Origin of the sequence: Streptomyces sp. NBC_01298, assembly GCF_035978755.1 — a bacterium.
GTDB lineage: Bacteria > Actinomycetota > Actinomycetes > Streptomycetales > Streptomycetaceae > Streptomyces.
This window is the reverse complement of record NZ_CP108414.1, coordinates 8,621,866-8,641,737: the sequence shown is the minus strand read 5'-3', so window position 1 is coordinate 8,641,737 and position 19,872 is coordinate 8,621,866. Positions and strand designations below refer to the sequence as shown.

19 protein-coding genes are annotated in these 19,872 nt (G+C 73.2%); 9 read left to right on the top strand and 10 right to left on the bottom strand.

Annotated features, from left to right (window positions below; genetic code table 11):
* Positions 1–71 precede the first annotated feature (71 nt).
* Complete coding sequence (locus OG730_RS39445; RefSeq protein WP_327308804.1) at positions 72–2,150, bottom strand: galactose oxidase family protein; 2,079 nt, start codon at positions 2,148–2,150, stop codon at positions 72–74.
* Positions 2,151–2,273: 123 nt separating this feature from the next.
* A complete protein-coding gene (locus OG730_RS39440) occupies positions 2,274–2,939 on the bottom strand; it encodes an MBL fold metallo-hydrolase (protein WP_327308803.1) in 666 nt (221 codons plus the stop codon).
* 139 nt (positions 2,940–3,078) lie between these two features.
* Between OG730_RS39440 and OG730_RS39435 the strand changes: the two genes are divergently transcribed.
* From OG730_RS39435 to OG730_RS39420, 4 genes are all read left to right on the top strand, one after another.
* Positions 3,079–3,987, top strand: a complete 909-nt coding sequence (locus tag OG730_RS39435; RefSeq protein ID WP_327309600.1) for a GlxA family transcriptional regulator — start codon at positions 3,079–3,081, stop codon at positions 3,985–3,987.
* Between the two features lie 84 nt (positions 3,988–4,071).
* Positions 4,072–4,572, top strand: a complete 501-nt coding sequence (locus OG730_RS39430) for an isochorismatase family protein (protein WP_327308802.1) — start codon at positions 4,072–4,074, stop codon at positions 4,570–4,572.
* Positions 4,573–4,595: 23 nt separating this feature from the next.
* Entirely contained in the window at positions 4,596–5,186 is a 591-nt protein-coding gene (gene thpR, locus OG730_RS39425; protein ID WP_327309599.1) for an RNA 2',3'-cyclic phosphodiesterase, read from the top strand.
* A 58-nt stretch (positions 5,187–5,244) separates the two neighbouring features.
* Positions 5,245–6,552, top strand: a complete 1,308-nt coding sequence (locus tag OG730_RS39420) for an MFS transporter (RefSeq protein ID WP_327308801.1) — start codon at positions 5,245–5,247, stop codon at positions 6,550–6,552.
* A gap of 9 nt (positions 6,553–6,561) precedes the next feature.
* Here the strand turns inward: OG730_RS39420 and OG730_RS39415 are convergent, their stop codons facing one another.
* A complete protein-coding gene (locus OG730_RS39415) occupies positions 6,562–6,915 on the bottom strand; it encodes a VOC family protein (RefSeq protein ID WP_327308800.1) in 354 nt (117 codons plus the stop codon).
* 23 nt (positions 6,916–6,938) lie between these two features.
* The gene (locus OG730_RS39410; RefSeq protein ID WP_327308799.1) at positions 6,939–7,379 is read right to left on the bottom strand and encodes a GntR family transcriptional regulator; all 441 of its coding nucleotides are present in this window, start codon (positions 7,377–7,379) and stop codon (positions 6,939–6,941) included.
* A gap of 2 nt (positions 7,380–7,381) precedes the next feature.
* On the opposite strand from OG730_RS39410, the gene OG730_RS39405 reads away from it, so the two are divergent.
* Positions 7,382–7,621 carry a DeoR family transcriptional regulator gene (locus OG730_RS39405; RefSeq protein ID WP_327308798.1) on the top strand — a complete coding sequence of 80 codons (240 nt, stop codon included), beginning with the start codon at positions 7,382–7,384 and terminating at the stop codon, positions 7,619–7,621.
* 103 nt (positions 7,622–7,724) lie between these two features.
* Here the strand turns inward: OG730_RS39405 and argG are convergent, their stop codons facing one another.
* The 3 genes from argG to OG730_RS39390 form a co-directional block, all read right to left on the bottom strand.
* Positions 7,725–9,173, bottom strand: coding sequence for an argininosuccinate synthase (gene argG / locus OG730_RS39400; protein ID WP_327308797.1), 1,449 nt, complete (start codon positions 9,171–9,173; stop codon positions 7,725–7,727).
* A gap of 159 nt (positions 9,174–9,332) precedes the next feature.
* Positions 9,333–10,508: an SGNH/GDSL hydrolase family protein gene (locus OG730_RS39395; RefSeq protein WP_327308796.1), complete on the bottom strand. Its 1,176-nt coding sequence runs from the start codon at positions 10,506–10,508 to the stop codon at positions 9,333–9,335.
* 78 nt (positions 10,509–10,586) lie between these two features.
* A complete protein-coding gene (locus OG730_RS39390; protein WP_327309598.1) occupies positions 10,587–11,156 on the bottom strand; it encodes a TetR/AcrR family transcriptional regulator in 570 nt (189 codons plus the stop codon).
* Positions 11,157–11,227: 71 nt separating this feature from the next.
* Here OG730_RS39390 and OG730_RS39385 point away from each other — a divergent pair, with 71 nt between their 5' ends.
* The 3 genes from OG730_RS39385 (at position 11,228) to OG730_RS39375 (ending at position 14,371) form a co-directional block, all read left to right on the top strand.
* Positions 11,228–11,743 carry an FBP domain-containing protein gene (locus OG730_RS39385; protein WP_327308795.1) on the top strand — a complete coding sequence of 172 codons (516 nt, stop codon included), beginning with the start codon at positions 11,228–11,230 and terminating at the stop codon, positions 11,741–11,743.
* A 264-nt stretch (positions 11,744–12,007) separates the two neighbouring features.
* Entirely contained in the window at positions 12,008–13,408 is a 1,401-nt protein-coding gene (locus tag OG730_RS39380; protein ID WP_327308794.1) for a L,D-transpeptidase, read from the top strand.
* A gap of 54 nt (positions 13,409–13,462) precedes the next feature.
* Positions 13,463–14,371 (top strand): glycosyltransferase family 2 protein, encoded by a 909-nt coding sequence (locus OG730_RS39375; RefSeq protein ID WP_327308793.1) that lies wholly within the window; start codon positions 13,463–13,465, stop codon positions 14,369–14,371.
* 37 nt (positions 14,372–14,408) lie between these two features.
* Here the strand turns inward: OG730_RS39375 and OG730_RS39370 are convergent, their stop codons facing one another.
* The gene (locus OG730_RS39370) at positions 14,409–15,650 is read right to left on the bottom strand and encodes an RsbRD N-terminal domain-containing protein (protein ID WP_327308792.1); all 1,242 of its coding nucleotides are present in this window, start codon (positions 15,648–15,650) and stop codon (positions 14,409–14,411) included.
* 128 nt (positions 15,651–15,778) lie between these two features.
* Here OG730_RS39370 and OG730_RS39365 point away from each other — a divergent pair, with 128 nt between their 5' ends.
* Positions 15,779–16,669, top strand: a complete 891-nt coding sequence (locus OG730_RS39365) for an esterase/lipase family protein (RefSeq protein ID WP_327308791.1) — start codon at positions 15,779–15,781, stop codon at positions 16,667–16,669.
* A 177-nt stretch (positions 16,670–16,846) separates the two neighbouring features.
* On the opposite strand, the gene OG730_RS39360 is transcribed toward OG730_RS39365, so the two are convergent.
* Positions 16,847–17,806, bottom strand: a complete 960-nt coding sequence (locus OG730_RS39360; RefSeq protein ID WP_327308790.1) for an aldo/keto reductase — start codon at positions 17,804–17,806, stop codon at positions 16,847–16,849.
* Between the two features lie 9 nt (positions 17,807–17,815).
* Positions 17,816–19,825: a peroxidase gene (locus tag OG730_RS39355; protein WP_327308789.1), complete on the bottom strand. Its 2,010-nt coding sequence runs from the start codon at positions 19,823–19,825 to the stop codon at positions 17,816–17,818.
* Between the last annotated feature and the right edge of the window lie 47 nt (positions 19,826–19,872).

Genomic DNA, 19,872 nt, shown 5'->3' with positions numbered 1-19,872 from the left:
GACCCGTTCCCGACCGCCCCGCCGGGGAGGTTCCGGCGGCGGGGCGGTGGGGGGGTGGGGTGGGGGGTGGGTCAGGAGATGGTCGTGAAGCGGGCCGGGCTCGGGACTCCCTGGGGGTCCAGGGCGAAGAGCATGTAGGTGCCCGGCAGGACCACGCCCGGGTCGGCGGGTATCGACACCGTGTAGGTGCCGGTTCCCGTGGCCGTGGAGGTCAGGGGGACCCTTCGCTGGTCGTTGTCGGTCGAGTGGGTCGCGGCCGCCGCCCGCATCAGGACGAAGGACGCGGCCGGGGTGGAGGTGGACAGGGTGAGGGTGGTGCCGGGGGACGTTCTGGCGGGGACGTTCCCCGTGATCTCGGGGCGCGGTTTCGGGGATCCGTCCTGGTTCAGGAGGTACGGCGGTGTGAAGACGGCCCCGTCGGCGTGGTTGGTGGCGCAGTCGCCGCACAGGCCTCCGCCGCCGGAGAAGACCCGCCCGTCCGGCAACAGGTTGGCCACGCTGTGGTAGTTGCGCGGGACCGCCATGGTGGCGAGCGGGGTGAAGGCGCCGGTCGCCGGGTCCCACAGCTCGGGCGTCAGGACCGAGGTCGCGTCGCTGAAGGGGACCGGGTAGCTCTGCCCGCCGAAGACGATGACCTTGCCGTCGGGCAGGACCACGCTGTTGGCGAAGGCCCTGGCGTATTCCATGTCTCCGGTGCGGGCGGTTTCGACCTGGGTGCCCGTGATGCCCACGGTGTAGGCGCGGCGCGTGGCGGGGGTGTTCTGGTAGGCGGGCGAGCCGCCCAGGGTCAGGAGCTTGCCGATGTCGTAGGCGACGGCGTTGCCCGTCATGGCGTCGGCGCTGTCGGACCGGGTGCCGGCGGGGGTGATGCTGCCCGTGCCGGTGGTCGAGATCCAGTTCATCTGCTTGCTCGGGCCCAGTTGGAGTACCTTGCCGTCCGAAGTGGCGTGCAGCCACATGTGGTTGTCGGCGCGGTAGGGTCCGGCCGGGTCGGCCGTGGAGGCCTGGAGGGCCGGGACTCCCGGGAGCCCGCGCCAGGTCCGGGTCTCCGGCGACCAGGCCTCGGCGGCCTTGTCGCCCGCGGGTCCGCTCCAGGATCCGCCCAGGACGAAGGCCTCGCCGGTGGAGAGCAGCGTCATGGACTGGTAGCCGCGGGGGATGTTCATGCTGCCGGTGGCGGACCAGTCGTCGGTGACGGGGTCGTAGATGCTGGCCTTCTCCGCGTTGCTGCCCCCGGTGACCAGCACGCGGCCGTCGGCCAGCATGGCTATGCCGGGGCAGAACATGTCGTGCCCCGTGTTGTCGATGCGGCGCTGGGTGACCTTGCCCGTCTTCAGGTCGAGGATCGCCGTCTGGGTGTAGCCGTTGCTGCCGCCGAAGCGGTCCACGGCGTACGCGGACCAGGCCAGGAGCTTGTCCCCGGGGAGGACTGCGGTGGCCACGGGAACCAGGGGGAATCCGGTGATCCGGCCCCAGGATCCGTGGACGGCGGGGGCGGCCGGCCCGCTCAGGCGGATCTCGGCCGCGGAGGTCCACGGGCCGCGGGCGCCGGCCTCGGTGGTCACGGTCAGCCGGACGAACCGGGCGTTCGCGGTACGGGTGAAGGTGGCGGTCTTGACGGTGTCGTCGTCGCGCCAGGTGCCCGCGGCCACCGGTGCGCCGAAGGCGGTGCCGTCGGTGCTGGTGGTGACGGTGTAGGCGCCCGCCCGGCCGTTGGGGCCGTTCGTGCGGGGGTGGTAGACGAGCGCGGAGACCGCGCTCGTGCGGTGCATGTCGATGGTGATGCTGTGCGGGAGCGGGGCCGGGGTGCCGGACCACTTGCTGTGCCAGAGCGTGCCGGTGTCGCCGTCGAGGACGTTGGCCGCGCGGCCGTTCTCGCCGGCCGTCTCCTCGTCGCTCGCCGCGGCCGTCCATCCGGTCCGGTCGAGAACGGGGGCCGTCGGCTCCATGGCGTTCGCCGGAGCCACGCCGTGGTGCGGCGACTGCTGCGCCGTCTCCTCGGCGGGGGGCGCGGGGGTCGGGGCGGGCGTCGGGCTCGCGACCCCGAGCCACGGCGTGAAGCCGATCAGCAGCGCGCCGAGGCCGAAGGCGATGAGCAGCCGGGACCTACGGAATGCGCGGGGTAAGGCGAGGAAGCGCCTGGACTGCAATCTGACCTCCTGGGGCGAACCGGTATGCCCCATGGAAGATAGGTCAGTACGGCAGCAACTCACCCAAATGAGAGCGGAGTTGACGCAAAAGCGCAGCCACCGGCGCGATTCGGTGGGGCGGGGTCAGACCGGTACCTCGCCGTCGGCGGCGAAGGGACCGCCGTGGCCCGGGACGATCAGGTCCGCCGCGGCGAGCACCCGCAGCCGGGAGGCGCGCAGCACCTCGCGGTCCGGGGCCACCGGGTCGTCGGCGGGGCCCTGCGCGTGCCACCACAGGTCGCCGGCGAACGCCACCACGCCCGTGTCCGTTCCGGCCAGCAGGGTGATGTCCTCGTGGCTGTGTCCCGGCGTACGGATCAGGCGCAGGGAGGGGGTGAGTTCGTAGCCCTCGGCGTCCCGGTTCGTCCACTGGTCGCCCTGGTACTCGACCTTGTGGTCGTGCACCCGGGCCCCGCCGAACAGGCCCACGTTCATGGTGTTGTCCGGGTGGTGGTGACTGAGCACCACGTCGGTGATGTCCTCGGGGCCGAGGCCCAGTTCCGCGAGCGGGCCGAGGATGTCCGCGTGGCTCGCCACCATGCCCGGGTCGAAGATGAAGTGCCGGCCGGCGTCGGACACGTAGGAGACGGTGGCGGCGACCCCGGGGCCGGTGGAGCCGACGTAGCCGGTGGTGAGGATCTTGTAGACGGCGCCGCGGCCGAGCGGTGCGTCGGCGCGGAGGCCCTGCGCGGCGCCTGCGTTCGCGCCGGTCTTCGTGCCGGTCTTCGTGTCTGTCTTCGTGTTCGTCATGGCTGTAATCCTTCCGCGTCGGCGGGGAGCCCACGAGTGGCACATCTGCCAGTGATCGCAGGATTCGTGCCACGGGTGGCAGACTGCTCCCGTGCCTCCTTTCAAGAGCGTCGCCGCGTACGTCCCGCCCGGTGTCGGCATGCTCGCCGTCGGGATCGTCAGCGAGGTCTTCGGCCCGCACGGAAAGGGGCTGCCGGGCTTCGATTTCGCCCTGTGCGCCGAGCGGCCCGGGCCGGTCCCCACCGACATCGGCGTGCCGCTCGCCATCGAGCACGGCCTCGACCGGCTGGCCGCCGCCGATCTGGTGATCGCCCTGCCGGGGGCCGGTTTCCGCACACCGCCCGGTCGGGCGGTGCTGGACGCGCTGGTCGCCGCGTACGGACGCGGCGCCGTGCTCGCGGCCCACTGCGTCGGCACGTTCGCGCTCGCCGAGGCCGGGCTGCTCGACGGTCTACGGGCCACCACGCACTGGCGGTTCGCCGAGTTGCTGGCCGACCGCCATCCGGGCGTAGCCGTCGAACCGGACGCCCTGTACATCGACGAGGGCAGGATCGTCACGGGCGCCGGAGCCGCCGCCGGCTTCGATCTGTGCCTGCACCTGCTGAGGCGGGAGCACGGGGCGGCGATGGCCAACGGCGTCGCCCGGGACATGGTGCTGCCCTCGCACCGCGACGGCGGGCAGGCCCAGTACCTCGCCGCGCCCGTCCCCGAGGACTGCCTCGACGAGCGGCTCTCCGAGGTGCTCGCCTGGGCCCGCGAACACCTCCACGAGCCGCTCCCCGTCACGGAACTGGCTCGCCGCGCCGTGATGAGCAAGCGCTCCTTCGCCCGCCGGTTCACCGCCGCGACCGGCACCACCCCGCACGCCTGGCTGCGGAACCTGCGGCTGAGCAGCGCGGAGGAACTCCTGGAGAGCACGGACCTGCCCGTCGAGGAGATCGCCCGCCGGGTCGGCTACGGCAGCGCGGCGGTGCTGCGCGAACAGTTCGTACGGCGCAGGGGAGTTCCGCCCCGCTCCTACCGCCGCTCCTTCACGAGCACGCCGTAGCCCTGCTTCGGACCCGCTTCAGGCCCGCCTCAGGCCCGCTTCGGACCCGCTTCCGGCGCCCGGGCGCCGCCGCACCGCTGTCCTATGATCACTCCCGTGACCTCCGCGCTGATCCTCATCGACCTGATGCCCCGCATCATCGCCATGCCCGTCGCCCCTCACTCCGGTGAAGAGGTCCTGGCCCGCTGCCTGCGGCTGGCCGAGGCCTTCAGGGCGGCCGGGCGCCCCGTGGTGCTCGTCCGGGTGGACCGGCCGGGCGTCGCGGAGCAGCCTCCGGGCAGCGGATTCGCCGACGGGCTGGTACGGGCGGGCGACGTCCTGATCGTCAAGCAGACCGTCGGGGCCTTCCACGGCACCGGGCTCGACGAGCGGCTGCGCGGCCTGGGCGTGGACACGGTGGTGCTCGCCGGGCTGGTCACCACGATGGGGGTCGAGTCCACGGCGCGAGCCGCGAGCGACCACGGCTACGAGCTGGAGTTCGTGGCCGACGCGATGTCCGGTTTCACCGCCGACGAGCACGAGTTCACCGTGGAACGGATCTTCCCCCGCTTCGGGGACGTGCACGACACGGCCGACTACACCTGATCACCATGAACGACGTGAACGATTTGACCGAAGAGACCCGGCCCGCGACCGTTCGCGTGTTCATCGCCCTCGCCCCGCCCGACGAAGCGAAGGAGGAGCTCGCGCGCGAGCTCGGCCCCGCGTACGCCGCCTACCCGGACATGCGGTGGAACCGCGTCGAGGACTGGCACATCACCCTGGCGTTCCTCGGCGAGCTGCCGGTCGAGGCCGTCCCGTCCCTGCGGCCGCCGCTCGCGGAACTCGCGGCGGCGCGCGGTCCCGTACGCCTGGCCCTGCGCGGGGGCGGCCACTTCGGTGAGCGGGTGCTGTGGAGCGGGATCGACGGGGACCTCGACGGGCTGCACCGGCTCGCCGCCGATGTCCGGGCGGTGGTCAAGGAATGCGGCATCCCCTTCGAGGACCGGCCGCTGCGACCGCACCTGACGCTGGCGCGCGCCCGCCGCAACGACGCCTCCTCGGCGGTGGAGGCCGCGGCCGGACTCGCCGGGTTCACCGGCCGGCGCTGGCGGACGGAGCGTCTGCACCTGGTCGGGAGCAACATCGGCCGCGGACCTGGACCGATCCACTACCGCGACATCGAGGCGTGGAACCTCGGCGGCGAGGAATCCCCTTGACGCTAAGCCGCTTACCGCTAAGCTACTTTCCGGCAATCTAATCGGGGGAGAGAGCGACATGGTCAAGGGCAAGCGCGAGGAACGGGTGGCGGGCGAACGCTCGCTGCTCCTCGGAGTGGGCATCAGCTCGATCGGGATCGGGATGTACATCCCCTTCTCGCTCGTCTTCTTCCACCACGTCACCGGCCTCTCCTTCGCCGTCGTCGGCATCGTGCTGACGGCGACCGGCCTGGCCGGCCTCGCGGTCATGCCGCTCGCCGGCTCGGCCGTCGACCGGTTCGGGGCCAGGAAGGCCAACCTGCTGCTCTACGCGGTCCGGGCCCTCGGCTTCGCCCTCTACCCGCTGGCCGGGTCGCTCCCCGCCTTCGCCGCCGTCGCGCTGATCACGGCCCTCGCCGACCGCTCCTTCCCCGTCGTACAGCAGTCGCTCATCGGGGAAGTGGCCCGGGGCGGCGCCCGCGACCGGCTCCAGGCCTCCATCCGGGCCCTGCAGAACGCGGGCATGGGCGCCGGCGCCCTGGTCGTCTCGGGAGTCCTGGCCCTGTGGGGCACGGACGGGTTCACCTACACCGCCTGGGGCAACGCGGTCGCCTTCGCGCTCGCCGGACTGCTCGTCAGCCGCGTGAAGCCGGTACGGGAGCTCGCGCACGGCGAGCTCGGCTCGGCCGGCTCGGCCAAGCGTCCGCCCGCGGGCTACCGGATGGTGCTCGCCGACCGGCCCTTCCTGGGCCTGACCGCCGCCAACTTCCTGACCGCGCTCGGATACTCGGCGCTGTCCGTCCTCTTCCCGCTCTACATCAGCACCTGGCTACACGGACCCGATTCGCTCACGGGCGCGGCCTTCACGGTCAACACCGCGCTCTGCGCCGGGATCGGCGTCCTGATCGCGAGCCGGGTCCGGCGTTCCGGAGCCCGCCGCACCCGCTCCGCGGCCCTCGGGGCGCTGCTCTTCGCGGCCGCCTTCGTGGGGCAGATCGTGCTCGGCACGGTCCGGCCCGGACAGACCGCGACACTGGTCGCCCTCCTGGCCATCGTGGTGGTCTACACCGTTGGCGAACTGGTCCACAGCCCCTCGGGCGGCGCCCTGTCGGTCTCGGCCGCGCCCGAGGCCGTACGCGGCCGCTACCTGGCCACCTACCAGCTGTCGTACTCCCTGGCCACCGCGCTGGCTCCGTCCCTCTTCACCGGGCTGCTCGCGCTCGACGGGCGCCTGCCGTGGGCCTTCCTGACCGTCGCCGCACTGGGCGCCGCACTCGCCCTGACCCGGCTGGAGCGCCACCTCCCGCCGGAGGCGGTACACGCCGTCCGCCCGGCGCCGGTGTCGGCGCCAACTCCGGCCACGACTCCGGCTCCCGCTCCCGCCTGAGGGGCGTGATCAGGCGGGCTGCCACAGCTCGATCCGGTTGCCCTCCGGGTCCGTGACCCAGCCGAAACGGCCGACGCCGTCCATGTCCTGGGTTTCGGGCGCCACGTCCGCGCCCTTGGCACGCAGCTGCGCGAGCATCGCGTCCAGGTCGCGGACCCGGAAGTTGAGCATGGTCTGCTGGGCGGGGGACCCGAAATAGCCGGTCCCGGACTCGAACGGCGCGAACACCGTCGGGCCGGCCCCCTGACGCCACAGGCCGTGTTCGTCCGAGTCCAGCCCCAGGCAGTCCCGGTACCACGCGCCCAGGGCAGCCGGATCCGCGGCCCGCACGAAATACCCACCGATTCCCAGCACACGTTCCATGCCGCGATCCTGCCAGGACGCCGTCAGAATCCCTTGCCGAGCGCGCCCAGCAGCGCGGGGTTGATTCCAGTCTCGACTTCCGGGAGCGGCCTGGGCTCGGGTCCCCGCCGGGACTCCGCCGTCAGCGTGGCGTGGAAGCGGTAGCGGTTCGCGCGGTAGACGACGCGGTTGAACTCGTACGGGCGGCCGTGCTGGTCGTAGGTGAGCTGCTCGATGTGCAGGACGGGCGCGCCCTCGGGCAGCTCGAGCAGGGGGGCCTCGTCCGGTGGGACGAGGGCGGAGTGGACGGTGTAGCTCGCGCGGGTGGGGGCGACGCCGCGCGCGGTGAGCTCGGTGTAGAGCGAAGCGGTGGTGTAGTCGGGCTCGCCGATGCCCGGTGCACGCTCGGCCGGGACGAGGGTGACGGAGTGGCACTTGCCGGGGGCGAGGGCGCCGGCGGCGAGGGCGGCGGCGATGGCGCGCACGGATGAACAGCCGTCGGGGTTCCATCAGTCTGGCCACGGGCAAGCTGACCGCCGCTTCCCGCCGGCACCACATCGTCGAGACGGCATGCCGCGAGGGATACGTCTCCCTCGAACGGCTCGTCCGCGAACTGGACGTCAGCGCGATGACCATCCACCGCGACCTGCGGCTCCTGGACTCCCGGGGCCAGGTGCGCCGGGTTCGCGGCGGCGCGGTCGCCCCCCGGCCGACCACGGCCCCGTGAAGAAGGCGAAGAACACGAAGAAGACGAACAAGACGAACGCCGCCCGCGGTCCCCACGGGGACCACGGGCGGCGCGTCGCGTCACGTCCTGCCGCCGGCGGCGACTAGTCGGTGCCGAACTCCATCGCGGCGCGGTCCAGCAGCTCGTCGTCGCCGGAGACCTCGCCGCGCGAGGCGATGGCCTCGGCGCCGCCCTCGGGCATGGCGCCGATCAGGCCGGAGCCGGGCGCCTCGACGGCGCCGATGAGCGCGGGGTGCGTGGTGCCGACGATGCCGAGGCCGGCGTACTGCTCCAGCTTCGCGCGGGAGTCGGCGATGTCGAGGTTGCGCATGGTGAGCTGGCCGATGCGGTCCACCGGGCCGAACGCCGAGTCCTCGGTGCGCTCCATGGAGAGCTTGTCCGGGTGGTAGCTGAACGCCGGGCCCGTGGTGTTCATGATCGAGTAGTCCTCGCCGCGCCGCAGGCGCAGCGTCACCTCTCCGGTGATCGCCGTACCGACCCAGCGCTGCAGGGACTCGCGGATCATCAGCGCCTGCGGGTCGAGCCAGCGGCCCTCGTACATGAGGCGGCCGAGGCGCCGGCCCTCGTTGTGGTACTGGGCGACGGTGTCCTCGTTGTGGATCGCGTTGACGAGGCGCTCGTAGGCGGCGTGCAGCAGGGCCAGGCCCGGAGCCTCGTAGATGCCGCGGCTCTTGGCCTCGATGATCCGGTTCTCGATCTGGTCCGACATGCCCAGGCCGTGGCGGCCGCCGATGGCGTTCGCCTCGATGACCAGGTCGACGGCGGAGGCGAACTCCTTCCCGTTGATCGTGACCGGGCGGCCCTGCTCGAAGCCGATGGTCACGTCCTCGGTGGCGATCTCGACCGAGGGGTCCCAGAACCGGACGCCCATGATCGGGTCGACGGTCTCGACACCGGTGTCGAGGTGCTCCAGGGTCTTCGCCTCGTGGGTGGCGCCCCAGATGTTGGCGTCGGTGGAGTACGCCTTCTCGGTGCTGTCGCGGTAGGGCAGCTCGTGGGCGAGCAGCCACTCCGACATCTCCTTGCGGCCACCGAGCTCGGTGACGAAGTCGGCGTCGAGCCACGGCTTGTAGATGCGCAGGTGCGGGTTGGCGAGCAGGCCGTAACGGTAGAACCGCTCGATGTCATTGCCCTTGAAGGTCGACCCGTCGCCCCAGATCTGGACGTCGTCCTCCAGCATCGCGCGGACCAGCAGCGTACCGGTGACGGCGCGGCCGAGCGGCGTCGTGTTGAAGTACGCGCGACCGCCCGAGCGGATGTGGAACGCGCCGCAGGCGAGAGCCGCCAGGCCCTCCTCCACGAGCGCCGCACGGCAGTCGACCAGACGCGCGAGCTCGGCGCCGTACGCCGTGGCCCGCGCGGGCACCGACGCGATGTCGGGCTCGTCGTACTGGCCGATGTCGGCGGTGTAGGTGCAGGGGACGGCACCCTTGTCGCGCATCCAGGCGACGGCGACGGAGGTGTCGAGGCCGCCGGAGAAGGCGATTCCGACGCGCTCGCCGGTGGGCAGGGAGGTGAGAACCTTTGACATGGGATGAGTATGCGCGATGATGCATGTTCATGCAAAATCCGCGCTCGGGAACTTTCGGGCACCGGACGGCGTGCCGTCATTCTGACCCGCGGCCGGGTCCGCGGCGAGTCCGGCGGAGCACCCGGAGGGCACCCCCGCCGGCCGGCGCCACGCGGTGGTTCAGGCCGCCGGCGGGGCGAAGGGCCTGCCGGCGGCGAAGGCGTGCCGGACGAAGTTCCCGGCGATGCGCACGTGGCCCGCGGGGTCGGGGTGCAGGTCGTCGGGCAGGGGCAGTTCGGCGTGGTCCGCGGCCCCGTAGAGGTCACGCCCGTCGAGGTGGTGCAGGTGCGGGTCCCCGGCCGCCCGCCGCGCGAAGATCCCGGCGAGCGCCTCGCGGACGACATTGAGCGTCAGCCGCCCGGCGGCCCGTTCGGCCGGGTCCCCCAGCGCCTTGAACCGCAGGGTCCCGGTACTGACATCGGTGGCGAGGGGGCCGGGGGTGTCCTCCTGGATGGGGCACAGGAGGGGCGAGACGACCAGCAGCGGAGTCGTCGGATGGCCCTCGCGGAGCGTGTCGAGGAAGCCGTGGACCGCGGGCACGAAGGCACGCAGCCGCATCAGGTCCAGGTTGACGATGTTGATGCCGATCTTCACGCTGATCAGGTCGGCGGGGGTGTCGCGCATCGCGCGGGCGGTGAAGGGGTCCAGCAGGGCGCTGCCGGAGAATCCCATGTTGACCAGGTCCACCGCCCCCTGCGCCGCGGCCAGGGCGGGCCAGGTGCCGGTCGGGCGCTCCGCGTTCGAGCCGTGGCTGATGGAGCTGCCGTGGTGCAGCCACACCCTGCGCCCACTCTCGGGCGCCGGCGTGACGGGGGCGTCGGTGCGCAGCGCGATCAGCTCGGTCGTCTCGGTGTGGGGGAGCCAGATCTCGACGTGCTTGTCCCGCGCGGGCAGGTCCGCGAAGCGGGCGGTGCCGGGCGGCCCCTCTTCGAGTTCGACCGCCTGGGTGGCCGGATCGAGGGTGCGGAGCCTGCCGCCGGGCACGGTGGTCGTGGCCGTAAGCACTCCGTCGATCACGAGGTCGTACGCGCCGTCCGGCGAGACCGGGAAGCCCCGGTAGGCCCTCTTCGTGGGCAGGGCGTCCAGCTCGATGACGGTCGCCCGGGTACGGAAGACCAGGCGCACGCCCGACGGGCGGGACTCGGCCGTGGCCAGTTGGTCGTCGGGAATCTGCGGGCGGACCCGGGCGGGCAGCCGGTGCGGCAGCAGGCCGCGCGCGGTGCGTTCCGCGTCGGCCGCGCCGCGCAGGAGGCCCTCGGTGACCGGGGTGATGATCCGGTCTCGGTCGGTGGTCATCGCATCGGCCTCGTCGTGATCGGGGTCGGGGTACGCGGTTACGCGGTTACGCGGTTACGCGGTTACGCGGTTACGCGGTTACGCGGTTACGCGGTTACGCAGCATCGCGTCGAGCGAGTCCACCATCCAGTCCCAGGACTCCCGGGAATCGACGGCGGTGTGGCTGAAGCCGCCGGCCAGCTCCAGGCTGACGTAGCCGTGGAAGGCGCTGCCGAGCATCCGGACCGCGTGGGTCTGGTCGGGTTCCGCGAGGTCGTAGCCGCGCAGGATCGCCCGGGTCATCTGGGCGTGCCGGACGCCCGCACTGGCGGCCGCCGTCTCGGGGTCGAGTCGGAGCCGGGCGGCCTCGTAGCGACCGGGGTGCTCCCGGGCGTAGTCCCGGTAGGCGTCCGCGAAGGCCGCGAGGGCGTCCCTCCCGGCCCGCCCCGCCAGCGCGGCCGCGACCCGGTCGGCCAGTTCCTCCAGGGCGAACAGGGCGATCCGAGTCCTGAGGTCCTGGGAGTTCTTCAGGTGCGAGTAGAGGCTCGCGACCTTGACGTCGAACCGCCGGGCGAGCGCCGAGACGGTCACCTGGTCGAAGCCGACCTCGTCGGCGAGTTCCGCGCCGGCCCGGGTCAGCCGCTCGGTGGTCAGTCCTGCTCGAACCATCATGTGCCTCCTAGCTGGCGATAGCCATTATGCGTTTGCCTAAAACCTTTAGGCAAATTAGCCTGCCACTCATGAAGCCGTTGACCGAGCAAGAGATCCGTACCGCCTTCGTGAACTGCACCAAGGGCGAGGCCAAGCGCCTGTCCGTCCCCCGCGATCTGGCCGAGCGCCCCTGGGACGACCTGGACTTCCTCGGCTGGTGGGACCCCAAGGCCCCCGAGCGCGCCTACCTCGTCACCGAACTGGACGGCCGCGCGGTCGCCCTCGCCCTGCGTTCCTCCGGCGCCGGCCCCTCCCAGGCGCGGCGCAGCATGTGCTCGCTGTGCCTGACCACCCACACCGGGGGCGTCTCCCTGATGGTCGCGCCGAAGGCGGGCAAGGCCGGACAGCAGGGCAACTCCGTGGGCGCCTACATCTGCGCCGACCTCGCCTGCTCGCTCTACGTACGGGGCAAGAAGAACGCGGGCCCGGACGGACGGCTCCACGAGTCGCTCACTCTGGAGGAGAAGATCCAGCGGACGGTCGCGAACCTCGCCGGCTTCGTCTCCAACGTCACGGCCGTCGACAGGGCCACCGCCACGGCCTGACCGCGACGGCCCGACCGACATGACCTGACCGGCATGACCTGACCGCGACCGCCCGAGGCGCCCCTCCCCTACTCCGTACGAGCCCTCTTCGGTGCCCATTCGGCCCCACGAACCGAGTTCATGATCATCAGGCTGCCCGGAAATCGTTTTGATGCTGCCATCCGGCCGAAGGCGATCTGGGAGGGCTGCGTGGCGCGCATGCTGTCATCGACACACCGTGGAGGACTCGGGCGACGGGGCAGGACGTGGACCGCGGCAGGGGCGGTGGCCGGCCTGGTCTTCGTCGTCGCCGCCGCGCCACAGTCCGCGTCACCGTCCGGGGACGGGGCGCGGAACCCCGGCGAGCACGCCGGCTCCGTCGAGCTGCTGGTGGGCCGGGTGCTGGAGGACGGGGGCCGGCGGTGCGCGATGGACGCCTTCCGGGCCGGGCTGTGCGGCGGGCTCGAACAGCAGCTGGTCCGGGCCACCGCCAGCGGGGCCGGTTCCGTGGTGCGCGATCCCTCGTCCCGCGGCGCGGCCCGGGCGGCGGCGCACACGGTCGTCCTGCCCACGGACGCGGCCAGCCCCCTGGAGATCACCCTCGCCGGCCCCGGGCTGCTCACCTACGTCACCGTCCACGACGGTCACGGCCGCTACGTGGGCGGCGCCCTGGGCGCCCGGGGACACCACTGGGGCAACACCGAACCGCTGCGCGCCGGGGAGACCTACACCGTCCGGGTCGGCGCCCAGGACGCGGCGGGCACCCCCGTCGGCGTGACCATGGCGTTCCGGACCGCGGCGGCGGCGCAGGACGACCGGCTCACCGCGGAGTTCGGGCCGCGGCCCGGCACGTACGGGGCGGGGATGATCGTGACGGCCTCCCTGAGCCGCCCCGTACCCGCCGCCGATCCCGCCGCGCGGGTCCGGGTGGAGCGGGCCCTGCAGGTCACCTCGGAACCGGCCGCCGAGGGTGCCTGGCACTGGGTCGACGACTCGACCCTGCACTACCGCCCCCGTACCTACTGGCCCGCCCACGCCGTCGTGCACGTGGTCAGCGGTCTCGACGGGGTCGAGGTCGGGGACCGGGAGTACGGCGGCCCCTCGGAGTCCCTGCGGCTCACCATCGGCGACCGGATCGAGGCCGTCACCGACGCCGCCGCGCACGAGATGACCGTACGGCGCAACGGCCGGACCGTCCGGACCATCCCCGTGACCACCGGCAAGGCCGGGTTCCTGACGCGCAGCGGCATCAAGGTCGTGCTCGGCAAGGAGCGCAAGGTGCGGATGCGCGGGGACACCGTGGGCATCAAGCGCGGCACCAGCGAGTTCTACGACCTGCCCGTCCTCTACGCGACCCGGGTGACCTGGAGCGGGGAGTACGTGCACGCCGCGCCCTGGTCGGTCGACGCGCAGGGCGAGGAGAACGTCAGTCACGGCTGCACGGGCATGAGCACCGCCGACGCGGCCTGGTTCTTCGACACGGTGCGGGAGGGGGACGTGGTGTCGGTGGTCAACAGCGGCGGTGAGCCGATGGCCCCGTTCGCCAACGGGTTCGGGGACTGGAACCTCGACTGGAACGCCTGGCTGGCCGGCAGCGCGCTGGGCGCCGCCACCGACGCCCCGCTGGCCTCCGCCGCCGCGCTCGCGTCGGCGCACGGACCGTCCCGGCTGCTCCCCCTCACCTGAGCGGGCCCCGCTGCCCGGAGGGGCGGGCCCGGCCGTTCCGCTAACATCCGGTCCGTGCCCGCCTCCTCCTCAGCCCCCTCCCCCGCCGCCGCCACCACGGGGATCGACGTCGTCCTGCTGACGATGAACGACCGTCCCGACGAGGAGGCGGCGGCCGTCCGTACACTCCTCGCGCAGGAGGACGTCGAGCTCCGCGTCGTCATCGTCGGCAACGGCTGCCGCCCCTCGCTGTCGGTGGACGGCGCCACCGTCGTCTCCCTCCCGGAGAACCTCGGCATCCCCGAGGGCCGCAACCGCGGCGCGCTCGCCCTGCGGGACACGGGCAGCGAGTTCCTCTTCTTCCTCGACAACGACGCCTCCTTCCCGCGGCCCGACGTCCTGTCCCGGCTGGTGGCCGAGGCCCGCCGGCGCCCGGAGGCCGCGTACGTCCAGCCGCGGCTGACCGGACCCGACGACACCACGACGCCCCGCCGTTGGGTTCCCCGGCTGCGCACCGGCGATCCGGGGCGGCCCGGCACCATCGCCACCATGACCGAGGGCGTCGTCATGGTCCGCCGGGACGCCTTCGACGCGGCCGGGGGCTGGCCCGACTTCTTCCTCTACCACGAGGGCATCGACCTCGCGTACCGGCTGTGGGAGCAGGGCGGCACCGGCTGGTACGCGGCGGGGGTCCGGATGCACCACCCGGTCACCAGCCCCACCCGGCACGCGCTCTTCCACCGGCTGGCCGCCCGCAACCGCGTCTGGCTCGCCTACCGCAACCTCCCCGCACCCCTCATCCCGGCGTACCTCGGCATCTGGACGGCCGTGACGGCGCTGCGCGGCCTGCGCGGCGGCGGTCTGCGGGACTCGCTCCAGGGGCTGCGCGAAGGATGGGCGGCCCGGCACGCCCAGACGCGGCGGCCCATGCGCTGGCGCACCGTACTGCGCCTCACGGCCGCGGGCCGGCCGCCGGTGCTCTGAGCCGCCCGGCCACGGGAACCCGGCCCGCCGGTGCGCCTCAGGCGCCGGTGCGGCGGGCCGCGCCGTGTGCCGTCAGGGCGGCCGCGAGGTGGCGGGCTCCCGTGGGGTCGGTGGCGTCGTGGCCGGTGAGCAGGCGGATACGGCCGAGGCGGTAGGTCAGCGTGTTGCGGTGGACGGTGAGTGCGTCGGCGGCCTCGGCGCGCCGGTAGCCGGCCGCGATGAACTCCCGCAGCGTGGCGATCAGATGGGGCTGGTCCTCGAGGGGCGCCAGGACCCGGGCCAGGGCGTCGCGTGCGGGGCCGGGCTGTACGAGCTGGTACTCCACGGCCAGGTCGGCCAGCCGGTAGAGACCCGGAGGGCGTCCCAAGTCCTCGGCCAGGGACAGCACTTCGGAGGCCTCGGCCTGGGCCCGGGGGATCGATTCGTGGTCCCCGGCGACGGCGGCCGCCGCCGTGCACCGGAGTTCGGCCGCCGTGTCGAGGCGGGCGAGCAGGCGCCGGGTCGCGCCGTCGGGGCCGGCCTGGGCATGGGGGCCGGGCGGAACCGGGCCGAGCGGAACCAGAAGGACGCCTCCCTCGCCCTTGAAGGTGGCGAGCACCTCCGGGTTTCCGTCCAGTTCGGAGCGCAGGGCGCGCAGGATGCGGTTCGTCGCCCCGCCGGGTGCCTCCGGCAGCCGCAGGACGACCACCTCGTACCGCTCGGCGAGGGTCCGCCCGTACCGTTCGGCCGCGCGCCGGGCCGGGCGGCCCGCGAGCAGAACTCCGGCGAGGTTGCGGCCGTGTTCACGCTGTTCCCAGTCGAGGTCGGCCTGTTCGCGCAGGTAGGCCTCGGCGACCTTGGGCATGACCTCGCCGAGGAACGCCAACAGGCCCGTGACCAGGGCGTACGGGTCGTCGACGGGATCCGGGCCGGTTGCGGCGAGCTCCCAGGCGCGGCGGGCGCCGAGCGGGTAGACCCGTAGCACCGCCTCCAGGGGGACCCCGTCCCGGGCGCGTTCGGCGCCCCAGGCCACGGGGGCGGCCAGCTCGGCTTCGGTGGGTGCCCGCCCTTCGGCGACGGTGGTGAAGAACAGGTTCAGCACGGCTTCGGTGTTCGCGACCAGGTCGCCGCCGAGGACGCTGTCGGGCAGGAGCCGGTAGGCGGGGATGTCGGCGGTCAGCCGGGCGACGGTCTCGGCCGCCATCTCCGCCACCCGGGGCAGCAGCACGGCGGCGAGCCCCGGCGCACCGCCCGATGCCGGCCCCGCCGTACCGCCCGCCGTACCGCTCGCGTCGTCCATCCCCGCATTGTCACCGTGCACAAACGCGGGAGGAAGCATTCTGCGCGTTCCGCCAGGGGACACGGGCGGCGCACCAGAGCATTCTGTGCAGTCCGACCAGTGCATGACCCCCCGTCAGGAGATGTCGTATGGCTCGCCGTACCCGTGTGTCGCGCACCCGCACCCTGCTCGCCAGGGCCGCCCTCCCGCTGGCCCTCCTGCTCGGCGCCGCCTTCCCGGCGCACGCCGCCGGCGAGGGCGTCACGGGAGGCGGGGTCAACGACTTCTCCTGCCGGCCGAGCGCCGCGCACCCCGAGCCCGTGGTGTTGCTCCACGGCACCTTCGCCACCTGGTACGAGGACCTCAACTTCCTCCAGCTGGACCTCGCCGCCCGCGGCTACTGCACCTTCGCCCTGACCTACGGCGCCTACGACGGCTTCCCGCTGGTCGGAGGCCTCAAGCCGGTGGCCGTCTCCAACCTGGAGATCAAGGAGTACGTGGAGAAGGTGCGCGGCGCGACCGGCGCGGCCAAGGTCTCGGTCGTCGGCCACTCCGAGGGCGGGCTCCAGGCCCTCTACCTCGCCAAGATGCAGGGGATCCAGCCCCACATCAAGGCGGTCGTGGCCATCGCTCCCCCGACCCACGGCACGAACGCCGCCGGGCTGCTGGACCTGGGCGACAAGCTGATCGGCCGGGAGACCATGGAAAAGATCGTGACCACCATCGGCATCCCGGTGCTCGCCGACGAGGTGCCCGGCGGTCCCGCGATCCTCGCGCTGAACGACGGCCCGGTGGCCCAGCCCGGGATCGCGTACACCGTGATCACCTCGCGCTACGACGAGCTGGTGACCCCGACCGAGACGGCGTTCGTCCGCGAGCCGGGGGTCAAGAACCAGTACGTGCAGGACTTCTGCCCCTTCGACCCGGTGGGCCACATCGGCGAGGCCTACGACCTCAACGTGTGGCACATGGTCCGCAACGCCCTCGACCCGCGCCGCGCCACCCCGATCCTGGTGTGCGCGGTCGGCTCGCCCGGCTAGGTCGTCTCTTTCGGATCTTGTCGGCCGAGTCCGCGGCGTCTGGTGCCGTGCCTGGGCGTGCTGTCGGGGCGCTCGCGTACTGGGTGTACGTGGTCGCCTCGGCAGTGCGGCCAGGCGCGGTGCCAGGCGTCGCGGGCCCGGCACGATCCGAAAGAGACGGCCTAGGCGGGAACCCCGCTAGGGAAGCGGTCCGCCCCGGGCCGTGAGCCACAGGGAGTACCACTCCTCGTGGCCGAGGTCCGGGGTCCGCAGCGCGGCGTCGCGGCAGGCCCGGATCCGCTCCGGGCGGCCGGTGCCGATGACGGGGGAGATCCGGGCCGGGTGGCGCTGCAGCCACCACAGCAGGATCGTCTCCGGTGTCGTGTCCTTCGCCTTGGCCAGGGCCCGCAGGTGCTCGGCGGTCGCGTGTTCCCCGACGCTCGACTCCCGTCCGGTGAAGCGTCCTTGGGCCAGGGGACCGTAGGCCTGGAGGCGGACTCCGTTCGCCGTGCAGTACTCGACGGTGCCGGCCGGGAAGCCGACGGCGGCCGCGGCCGGGGTGTTCACGAGGACCCCGTCCTCCAGCCAGTCCCGCCGGTCCAGGCTCATTTCCAGCTGGTTCGCGACGAGCGGGAGGTCGAGGTGCCGTTGCAGGTTGGCGATCTGCGCGGCGTTCATGTTGGAGACGCCGAACCGCTTCACGAGGCCCTGGCGGTGCAGCGAGGTCAGTGCCTCGGCGATCTCCGCCGGATCCGCCAGGGGGTCGGGCCGGTGCAGGAGCAGCACGTCGATCACGTCGGTGCGCAGCCGCGTGAGGCTCTCCTCGACGCGGCTGAGGATGCTCGCGCCCCGCAGGTCGTAGATGCCGGGGCGGTCGCCTTCGGCGAGCCGGATGCCGCACTTGGTCTGCAGCGTGATGCGCTCGCGCAGACCGGGGGTGCGGGCCAGCACCTCGCCGAAGACGGCTTCCGCCTTCCCGTGCCGGTAGATGTCGGCGTGGTCGAACATCGTGATGCCGCTGTCGAGGGCGGCCTCGATCACCGCCTCGGCCTCGTCGATGTCCTCGGCCTGGTACGGGCCGCGCTCCCAGCTCCCGCCGAGAGCCATGCAGCCGTAGATCAACCGGGTGTCGCCTGTCACTGGTTCCGTGATCGCCATGCGGTCACCCTACGAGGCGGACGCCTTCCACAGAACCCGGATCCCGTCCAGGATCACCAGCTCTCCGGAGGGGCGCAGCAGGAGGCGCGCGCCGGGGTGGCCGCCGCTCCCGCTGGACCAGACCGTGGCGCCTTCGGCGTCGCGCACGATCAGTTCGCCGTCCTGGGTGAACACGGCGTCGTGGCCGACGCCGCTCGTGTAGGTGTGCCAGGTGCGGGTGCCCCGGGAGTCGAGCAGGGCGAGGTCGCCGGAGGCCTCGAGGGTCAGCCGGGCCTTGCCCGCGTCGAGGACGTCGCCGGGCCGCAGGACCGAACCGGTGTGGAACTCGATGGAGACGTCGAGTTCGCCCTTGGCCAGGGCGCGCAGGACGGGGAGGGAGGGGCTGAAGGCGTACACCGATCCCTCGGTGCGGACGAACCGGCCGAAGTGGAGGGTGTTGGCCCGGCTGCCGGTGCCGTCCGCCGAGGGGGTTTCGAAGGCGATGGCCGAGTCGGGGCCGAGCACCGGGTCACAGCCGGCGCGCGGGTTGCGGCCGGCCGGGAAGTCGGGTTCGTTGACCCACTTGCGCATCACCAGCTCGAACTGCCCCACCAGGTCCGACTGGTGGCAGACGAAGACCAGCCCGCGCGAGGTCTGCGGACCGTGCTCCTCGCCCAGTTCGGGCTGGTAGACGGGGCCGTACGGGATTCCGCGCCGCATCAGGCGCCGCGCGTCGAGCTCCGCCTGGGCGACGGGGGGACGGCCCGGGGTGAGGACCAGGCCGTCGCGGGGGTTCCCCTTGCGGATGTGCGCGAAGAGCGGCATCCCCCAGCCCTGCGGGTCCTGGCCGTAGGCGAGTCCGGCGTCGGGGTGCTTGCCCGGCGCGGGCAGTTGCTCCGCCGCGGGACACAGGGAGACGGGCATGCCGCCCGGCCAGCGGCCCATCAGGCGGGCGCCGAGCCATTCGCGGCCGGCGTCGGCGGGCGCGGCGCCGGCGCGCTGGAGTTCGGCGAGGCGCAGGGCCACCTGGGTCCACCAGCCGGGCACGTCCTGCGCGAGGCGGCGTACCACCTGGAAGGCGCCGCCGGTGGCCCAGGCGGGCAGGCCCGTGGGGCGCTTGTTCACCCGCTCGGGGCCGACGACGAACTCGCCGGCGGGGATCAGCCGGGTGCCGGGCTTGCCGAGCACGCCGGAGGCGTCGGCCGGGTCGGGCTCGTCGAAGCCCCGTACACCGGGCTGGCTGATGCAGTCGAGGAAGCCGAAGTGCTCGTGCCCGCGCAGCTCCCCGGGGAGGGTGGCCCCGTCCTGGCGGAACAGGACCGTCGCGCCGTCAGCGGCCGCACCCGCGCTGTGTTCGGCGACCGCGGCGGAAAGGCGTTCGGGCTGGTCGGCGGCGAGCGTGAGGACCACGTGCACCGCGCGGGCGGGCTCCTCGGCGCCGAACAGCCAGGACTGCGGGGCGCTGGTTCCGGTGTCGCCGAGCTGCTGCGCGCGGGCGGCGGAGCCCTGGGTGAAGGCCTCGGCGCTGGAGCCGGCCGGGGCGGCGGGGAAGGGCTCCTTGCCCGAGAGCAGGCTCAGCCCGGGATGGGTCAGGCCGATCCCGGTCCACAGAGTGGCCATGGATTCGGGGTCGATGCCGCCCCTGAGCCGGCGGGCCCTGCTGAAGGCCCGGTTGAAGCGGGCCACTTCCTCCGTGGTGGAGACCGAGGGCAGCAGGCGGGTCAGCCAGCGCCGGGCCTTCGCGGCGTCGCCGAAGTGGAGGAACAGGAAGCAGGCGTGGTCCTTGCGGAACCCGGCGAGGATGTCGCCCTGGGAGTCCCGGTCGGTGCGCAGCGGGAGGGGAGCGTGGGCGGTGTCCCGCCGCGCGGGCTCCGCGCCCGGGCCGGCCGCTGCCGGGCGGGCCGGGGACCCGGCCGCCCACGCCGTGGGCGCGAGGCCCGCGGTGAGACCGGCGGCGGCGAGGGCCGCCGCCTGGACCACGGTCCTGCGGGCGGGTCCGGTGTGGGGGCAGCCCGGGGGCGGCGACGGGGCGAGGACCATCGGCTTGCTCCAAGTGGCGTGGGGAGGCGGGAAGGGGGATCACGTAG

Bases quoted from the DNA above. Each gene is read 5' to 3' on its own strand.
- OG730_RS39440 (WP_327308803.1), bottom strand. From the start codon at position 2,939: ATGACGAACACGAAGACAGACACGAAGACCGGCACGAAGACCGGCGCG.
- OG730_RS39435 (WP_327309600.1), top strand. From the start codon at position 3,079: ATGCTCGCCGTCGGGATCGTCAGCGAGGTCTTCGGCCCGCACGGAAAG.
- OG730_RS39430 (WP_327308802.1), top strand. From the start codon at position 4,072: ATGATCACTCCCGTGACCTCCGCGCTGATCCTCATCGACCTGATGCCC.
- OG730_RS39420 (WP_327308801.1), top strand. From the start codon at position 5,245: ATGGTCAAGGGCAAGCGCGAGGAACGGGTGGCGGGCGAACGCTCGCTG.
- OG730_RS39415 (WP_327308800.1), bottom strand. From the start codon at position 6,915: ATGGAACGTGTGCTGGGAATCGGTGGGTATTTCGTGCGGGCCGCGGAT.
- OG730_RS39405 (WP_327308798.1), top strand. From the start codon at position 7,382: ATGAACAGCCGTCGGGGTTCCATCAGTCTGGCCACGGGCAAGCTGACC.
- argG (WP_327308797.1), bottom strand. From the start codon at position 9,173: ATGTCAAAGGTTCTCACCTCCCTGCCCACCGGCGAGCGCGTCGGAATC.
- OG730_RS39395 (WP_327308796.1), bottom strand. From the start codon at position 10,508: ATGACCACCGACCGAGACCGGATCATCACCCCGGTCACCGAGGGCCTC.
- OG730_RS39390 (WP_327309598.1), bottom strand. From the start codon at position 11,156: ATGGTTCGAGCAGGACTGACCACCGAGCGGCTGACCCGGGCCGGCGCG.
- OG730_RS39385 (WP_327308795.1), top strand. From the start codon at position 11,228: ATGAAGCCGTTGACCGAGCAAGAGATCCGTACCGCCTTCGTGAACTGC.
- OG730_RS39370 (WP_327308792.1), bottom strand. From the start codon at position 15,650: ATGGACGACGCGAGCGGTACGGCGGGCGGTACGGCGGGGCCGGCATCG.
- OG730_RS39365 (WP_327308791.1), top strand. From the start codon at position 15,779: ATGGCTCGCCGTACCCGTGTGTCGCGCACCCGCACCCTGCTCGCCAGG.
- OG730_RS39360 (WP_327308790.1), bottom strand. From the start codon at position 17,806: ATGGCGATCACGGAACCAGTGACAGGCGACACCCGGTTGATCTACGGC.
- OG730_RS39355 (WP_327308789.1), bottom strand. From the start codon at position 19,825: ATGGTCCTCGCCCCGTCGCCGCCCCCGGGCTGCCCCCACACCGGACCC.